Origin of the sequence: uncultured Aquincola sp., from assembly GCF_964001545.1 — a bacterium.
Classification (GTDB): domain Bacteria; phylum Pseudomonadota; class Gammaproteobacteria; order Burkholderiales; family Burkholderiaceae_C; genus Aquincola.
In genome coordinates this window covers 1-5,881 of sequence record NZ_CAXFDV010000534.1, presented here as the reverse complement: position 1 = coordinate 5,881, position 5,881 = coordinate 1, and the positions used below count along the sequence as shown (strand labels likewise).

At 68.8% G+C, this 5,881-nt stretch carries 8 protein-coding genes and 1 pseudogene; all 9 read left to right on the top strand.

All coding sequences use genetic code 11. The features are described 5' to 3' along the window. On the top strand, nt 1-882 hold an 882-nt coding region (locus ABNT58_RS18375), incomplete at its 5' end, for a flagellar hook-length control protein FliK (protein ID WP_348754887.1). Nucleotides 883-1,101: 219 nt separating this feature from the next. Further along, nucleotides 1,102-1,710, top strand: a complete 609-nt coding sequence (locus ABNT58_RS18370; RefSeq protein ID WP_348754886.1) for a flagellar basal body-associated FliL family protein — start codon at nt 1,102-1,104, stop codon at nt 1,708-1,710. Between the two features lie 19 nt (nt 1,711-1,729). Further along, entirely contained in the window at nt 1,730-2,734 is a 1,005-nt protein-coding gene (fliM, locus tag ABNT58_RS18365; protein WP_348754885.1) for a flagellar motor switch protein FliM, read from the top strand. Further along, the gene (gene fliN / locus ABNT58_RS18360) at nt 2,724-3,173 is read left to right on the top strand and encodes a flagellar motor switch protein FliN (protein ID WP_348754884.1); all 450 of its coding nucleotides are present in this window, start codon (nt 2,724-2,726) and stop codon (nt 3,171-3,173) included. Before fliM ends, fliN begins: the two co-directional genes overlap by 11 nt. A gap of 38 nt (nt 3,174-3,211) precedes the next feature. Further along, entirely contained in the window at nt 3,212-3,589 is a 378-nt protein-coding gene (locus ABNT58_RS18355) for a flagellar biosynthetic protein FliO (protein ID WP_348754883.1), read from the top strand. A 58-nt stretch (nt 3,590-3,647) separates the two neighbouring features. After that, nucleotides 3,648-4,361 carry a flagellar type III secretion system pore protein FliP gene (gene fliP, locus ABNT58_RS18350; RefSeq protein ID WP_348754888.1) on the top strand — a complete coding sequence of 238 codons (714 nt, stop codon included), beginning with the start codon at nt 3,648-3,650 and terminating at the stop codon, nt 4,359-4,361. 13 nt (nt 4,362-4,374) lie between these two features. Beyond that, nucleotides 4,375-4,644, top strand: a complete 270-nt coding sequence (fliQ, locus tag ABNT58_RS18345) for a flagellar biosynthesis protein FliQ (protein WP_348754882.1) — start codon at nt 4,375-4,377, stop codon at nt 4,642-4,644. Continuing rightward, entirely contained in the window at nt 4,644-5,405 is a 762-nt protein-coding gene (gene fliR, locus ABNT58_RS18340) for a flagellar biosynthetic protein FliR (protein ID WP_348754881.1), read from the top strand. The genes fliQ and fliR overlap by 1 nt, the downstream gene beginning before the upstream one ends. A 201-nt stretch (nt 5,406-5,606) precedes the next feature. After that, nucleotides 5,607-5,881, top strand: a pseudogene (locus ABNT58_RS18335) (type VI secretion system tip protein VgrG); the annotation flags it as partial.

Here is a 5,881-nt window from a genome sequence, read left to right as displayed (position 1 = left end):
GCCGACCCCGCCGCCTGGCTGGCCAGCCTGCTGCCCGGCGGCGCCGAGCGCTTGGCCCGGGGTGGCCTGGCCGCCGGCGGCGCCGAGAACGGCGGCCCCGGCGGCCGCCGCAGCGCCGGCATCGGCACCGGCAAAGCCGCACCCGGCAGCGAGCTGGCCGGCCGCATCGACGGCGCCGACGCCGCGCAGACAGCCGGCGCCGGCCATACCGCCACCGGCGGCCTGCAGGCTGGCGCGGGCGATGCTGCGGGCCGCTTTGCCGCCGCGCTGGCCGAAGCCGGCCAGAAGGCCGAAGCCGCCGCCGCGCCCGCCGCCCAGCGCAGCGAGGCCACCGCCCCCGCGGCCGATGCGGTGCGCGCCCTGGCCGCGGCCGACGGCACCACGCCCACCGCCGCCAGCGCACCCGCCGAGGCCAGCGCGCCCACGCCGCCCTTCACCGCCCACCTGGCTGCCGCGATCGACTCACCGGCCTTTGCGCCCGCGCTGGGCGCCCAGGTGAGCCTGCTGGTGCGCGACGGCATCCAGCAGGCGCGGCTGGAGCTGAACCCGGCCGAGATGGGGCCGATCTCGGTGCAGATCGACCTCAACGGCACGCAGGCGCATGTGTCCTTCGGCGCCGACCTGGCCGCCACCCGCAGCGCGCTGGAAACCAGCCTGCCCGACCTGGCCGCCGCGCTGAGCGCCGGCGGCTTCACCCTGGCTGGCGGCGGCGTGTTCGCGCAGAACCCCGGTGCGGGCGGCCAGCCGGGCCGCGACGAGCCGGGCCGCACCGACCGTGGCCTGGGCGGCGTGCGGGGCGCTGCCGGCGCCGACGACATGGCCGCCCTGGCCCCAGCGCAGCCGCTGCGCGCGGCCCGCGGCGTGGTCGACCTCGTGGCCTGATCGAGCCCCCAAGCTCGCTGCGCTCGCGCCCCCCCGAGGGGGAGCTCAGTCCCTTGGGGCGGCCCGGCGGGACTGAGGCGACGGTCGCGTGGGGCGCCCGTCTGCACAACAAACCGGCCCCTTTTCCCGGCATCGCCGCCGGGACCCGGCTCGAATAATGGCACCCAAGTTGTGCGAAGGCGCCCGTCCTTCGCTGCCCCGAGCCTGCAAGGAGCCTGCATGTCAGCCGCTGCCGCCACCGACGCCGCCCCCGCGCCCAAGAAGGGCAACAAGAAGCTGATCATCATCCTCGCGGTCGTGCTGCTGCTGGTGGCCGGCGGCGGCGCCGCCGCCTTCTTCCTGCTGAAAAAGCCCCACGCCGAAGCCGAGGAAGGCGAAGAAGCCGCGGCGCCCGCGCCCCGCGCCGAGAAGAAGGTCCAGCACAACCTGGACCCCAAGCACGCGCCCACCTTCGTGCCGCTGGACCCGTTCACCGTGAACCTGGCCGACCGCGACGCCGAGCGCTATGCGCAGATCGGCATCACGCTGGAAGTGGAAGACGCCAAGCTGCAGGAAGCGCTCAAGGCCTACATGCCGGCCATCCGCAACAACATCCTGATGCTGCTGGCGCAGAAGACCGCCGCCCAGCTGCTGGACCGCGCCGGCAAGGAAAAGCTGGCCGAGCAGATCCGCCGCGAAGCCTCGCGGGCGCTGGGCTACGAGGTGGACGACGACGAGGACGAAGACGCGCCGCCCGCCGAGGACAAGCCCAAGAAAAAGAAGAAGAAGCGCGCGGCGCAGGTGCTGCCGATCACGGCAGTGCACTTCTCCAACTTCATCATCCAGTGACGTCCGCTGATCGCTTGGCATGAACCAGCAGATCCTTTCGCAAGACGAAGTCGATGCACTGCTGCAAGGCATCACCGGCGAGAGCCAGAAGCTCGAGCAGGAGGATGTGCCGCAGGGGGGCGTACGCGACTACGACCTGTCGAGCCAGGAACGCATCGTTCGTGGGCGCATGCCCACGATGGAGATCATCAACGAGCGTTTCGCGCGCAACGTGCGGGTGGGCCTGTTCAACCTGATCCGCCGCAGCCCCGAGGTGTCCATCGGCGGCATCAAGGTGCAGAAGTACAGCGCCTTCCTGCGCGAGATCGTGGTGCCGACCAACTTCAACATCGTCAGCGTCAAGCCGCTGCGGGGCTCGGGCCTGATCGTGTGCGACCCCAACCTGGTGTTCGCGGTGATCGACGCACTCTTCGGCGGTGGCGGCAAGTACCACACCCGCATCGAAGGCCGCGACTTCTCGCCCACTGAGCAGCGCGTGATCCTGCGCATGGTGGAAGTCATCATCGAGGAATACCGCAAGGCCTGGATCGGCATCTATCCGCTGGAGCTGGAATACCAGCGCTCGGAGATGCAGCCGCAGTTCGCCAACATCGCCACGCCCAGCGAGATCGTGGTGGCCACCAGCTTCACGCTGGAAATCGGCGACACCACCGGCGCGGTGCACTTCTGCATCCCCTACTCCACGATGGAGCCCATCCGCGACGTGCTCTACAGCACCATCCAGGGCGACTCCAACGAACCCGACAAGCGCTGGATCAACCTGCTCAAGCAGCAGATCCAGAGCGCCGAGGTCGAGCTGGTGGCCGAGCTGGCGCATGCCGGCGCCACCATCGAGCAGCTGCTGAGCTTCCAGCCCGGCGACTTCATCGAGCTCGACATCAAGCAGCAGATCCAGGCCAAGGTGGACGGCGTGCCCGTGCTCGACTGCCACTACGGCACCTCCAACGGCAAGTACGCCATCAAGGTCGACCAACTCATCTCCAGCTCCAACCTGAGCTGGCTGGGAGAGCAGAATGCCCAATGACACGCCCAACACTTCCGAAGAAGACGCGATGGCCGCCGAATGGGCGGCGGCGCTGGCGGAGTCCACCAGCGCACCGGCCACGGCCAGCGAGGTGACGGCCGCGGCGGAACAGGTGTCCTCGCCGTCGTTCACCAATTTCTCGTCGGCCAGCCCGCAGCTCACCGGCACGGGCAACGACATCAACATGATCCTGGACATCCCGGTGCAGCTCACCGTGGAACTGGGTCGCACCCGCATCCCCATCAAGCACATCCTGCAACTGGCGCAGGGCTCGGTGGTGGAACTCGATGCCCTGGCCGGCGAGCCGATGGACGTGCTGGTCAACGGCTACCTGATCGCCCAGGGCGAGGTGGTGGTGGTGAACGACAAGTTCGGCATCCGCCTGACCGACATCGTCACGCCCAGCGAGCGCATGCGCCGCCTGAGCCGGGCCAACTGAGCGCGCGAATCGCGCATCGCCACACCATGACTTCATCCTTGTCCGCCCTGCTGTGGTTCATCGCCGTGCTGGCGCTGATCCCGGTGGCCCTGTGGCTGCTCAAGCGCAGCCCGATGGGCCAGGCCGCTGCCGGCCCGGCGCCGATGCGCACCATCGCCTCGGTGGCCATCGCGCAGAACCAGCGCATCGTCACCGTCGAGGTGGGCAGCGGCGAAGAGCGCCGCTGGCTGGTGCTGGGCGCCACGCCGCACACCATCACCACGCTGTACACGCTGTCGCCGCAGGCCGAGGCGCCGCCTTCGGCCGTCGCCGGCCAGATGGCCGCGCCCTTCGCGCAGCTGATGGCGCGCCTGGGCCCTTACGGCCAGCCCCGTTCCAACCCCAAGAACGACACGGACAAGGGCGATGTCTTCTGAACGCCTGCGCAGCGGGCTGCGCATCCTGGGCTTGTCGGTGTTGTCGGCCGTTCCTGCAATGGCTTTAGCCCAGCAGGCCGGCACCACCGCCGCGGCGCCCGCCACGCTGCCGCTGCTGGTGGGCCAGGGCGCGGGCAGCGCCAGCTACTCGGTGCCCATCCAGACGCTGCTGTTCTTCACCGCGCTGTCCTTCCTGCCGGCGGTGCTGCTGATGATGACGGGCTTCACCCGCATCGTCATCGTGCTGGGCCTGCTGCGCCAGGCGCTGGGCACGCAGGCCGCGCCGCCCAACCAGGTGATCATCGGCCTGTCGCTGTTCCTCACCTTCTTCGTGATGGGGCCCACCTTCGACCAGGTGTACCAGCAGGCCTACCAGCCCTACTCGGCCGGGCAGATCCCGTTCGAGCAGGCGCTGCAGCGGGCCGAAGGACCGATGCGCGAGTTCATGCTCAAGCAGACGCGCCAGTCCGACGTGCAGCTGTTTTCCAAGCTGGCCAAGCTGCCGGCCGACGTCAAGGGCGAGGACGTGCCGCTGAAGGTGCTGGTGCCGGCCTTCGTCACCAGCGAACTCAAGAGCGCCTTCCAGATCGGCTTCCTGATCTTCGTGCCCTTCCTCATCATCGACATGGTGGTGGCCAGCGTGCTGATGTCGCTGGGCATGATGATGCTCAGCCCGGTGCTGGTGGCCCTGCCCTTCAAGCTCATGCTCTTCGTGCTGGCCGACGGCTGGAACCTGCTGCTGGGCTCGCTCGCCGCTTCCTTTGCTACCTGATGGCCGACCTGCCATGAACTCACAACAAGTCTTCACCGTCGGCCAGCAGGCGCTGCACCTGCTGCTCATCGTCTCGGCGCCCATGCTCATCGTGGTGCTGGTGGTGGGCCTGCTGGTCAGCGTCTTCCAGGCCGCCACGCAGATCAACGAAGCCACGCTCACCTTCGTGCCCAAGATTGTGGCCGCGGTGGCGGTGCTGGCCGTGGCCGGCCCGTGGATGATGACCACGCTGGTCGAATTCCTGCAGCGCACGCTGCTGTCCATTCCCACCGCCGTGGGCTGATGGTCCAGCTCACCGAAGCGCAGCTGCTGGCGTGGATCACGCCGCTGCTGTGGCCCTTCCTGCGGGTGCTGGCGCTGTTCTCGGCGCTGCCGGTGATCGGTCAGCGCTCGGTGCCGGCGCGGGTGCGCGTGGCGCTGGCCTTCCTCATCGCCTTTTGCGCGCAGGCCGGCCTGCCCGAGATGCCTGCGGTGCCGCTGGACTCGGGCATCGGCTTCATGCTGGTGGCTCAGCAGGTGTTGATCGGCCTGACGCTGGGCTTTGCGGTGCGCATCGTGTTCGCGGCGGTGGAGTTCGCGGGTGAACTCATGGGCCTGCAGATGGGCCTGAACCTGGCCGGCTTCTTCGACCCCGCCACCGGCGGGCAGGCCACGGCGGTGAGCCGCTTCTTCGGCATCATGGTGTCGTGGATGTTCATCGTCATCGGCGGCCACCTGCTCATCATCGACGCGGTGATCCAGAGCTTTCGCGCCTTCCCGGCCGGGCCTGAGCCGTTTGCCTTCATCCGCGCGATGCGGCCTGAAGCCTGGGGCGCCGAGATCTTCTCCATCGGCCTGTGGATCGCGATGCCGCTGGTGGGCATCATGCTGTTCGTCAACCTGGTGCTGGGCCTCATCTCCCGCGTGGCCTCCCAGATGAACATCTTCGCCATCGGCTTCCCGATCACGCTGGGCGTGGGCCTCATCGGCATCGTGCTCACGCTGCCGATGATGCAGACGCCGTTCACGATGGCGCTGGAGAAGATGCTGGAGCGGTTTCAGTAGGCGGGCGGGGCCGCGCGCGGCTTCTCGGGCGCCTTGATGGTGAATACCGGCCTTGAAGTCGCGCCGAGGCGAGACGAAGCTGGGGAATGCCTGAGGGAGTGTCCAGGCAGCGATTGAGCGATTGACGGCAATCGCAAGCAGTCTGGCCGGCGCCCGCGGTGAGGCAGGGTGCCTTGTTCCCCGCAGCCCTGTCTGGCCCACATGAATCAGAGATTCCCCGCTGTATCCCTGTTCAGCGGCGAACGCGCGCTGACGATCAGCAGCCCGGCGATTCCGCAGCACCTGGGCCGGCCGGCGCTGGTGCCCTTGCGGCTGAGTGGCTGGGAAGCGATCAACGGCTTGTTCGAGTACCGGCTGGTGCTGCAGACGCCCGATGAGCTGGCGGAGTTTGGCGGCCCGATGCGGGGCGCCAACTTCAGCTTGCCGGACATGGTGGGGCGGGAGATTTCTTGCGCCATCGAGCTGGAAGGCCACGG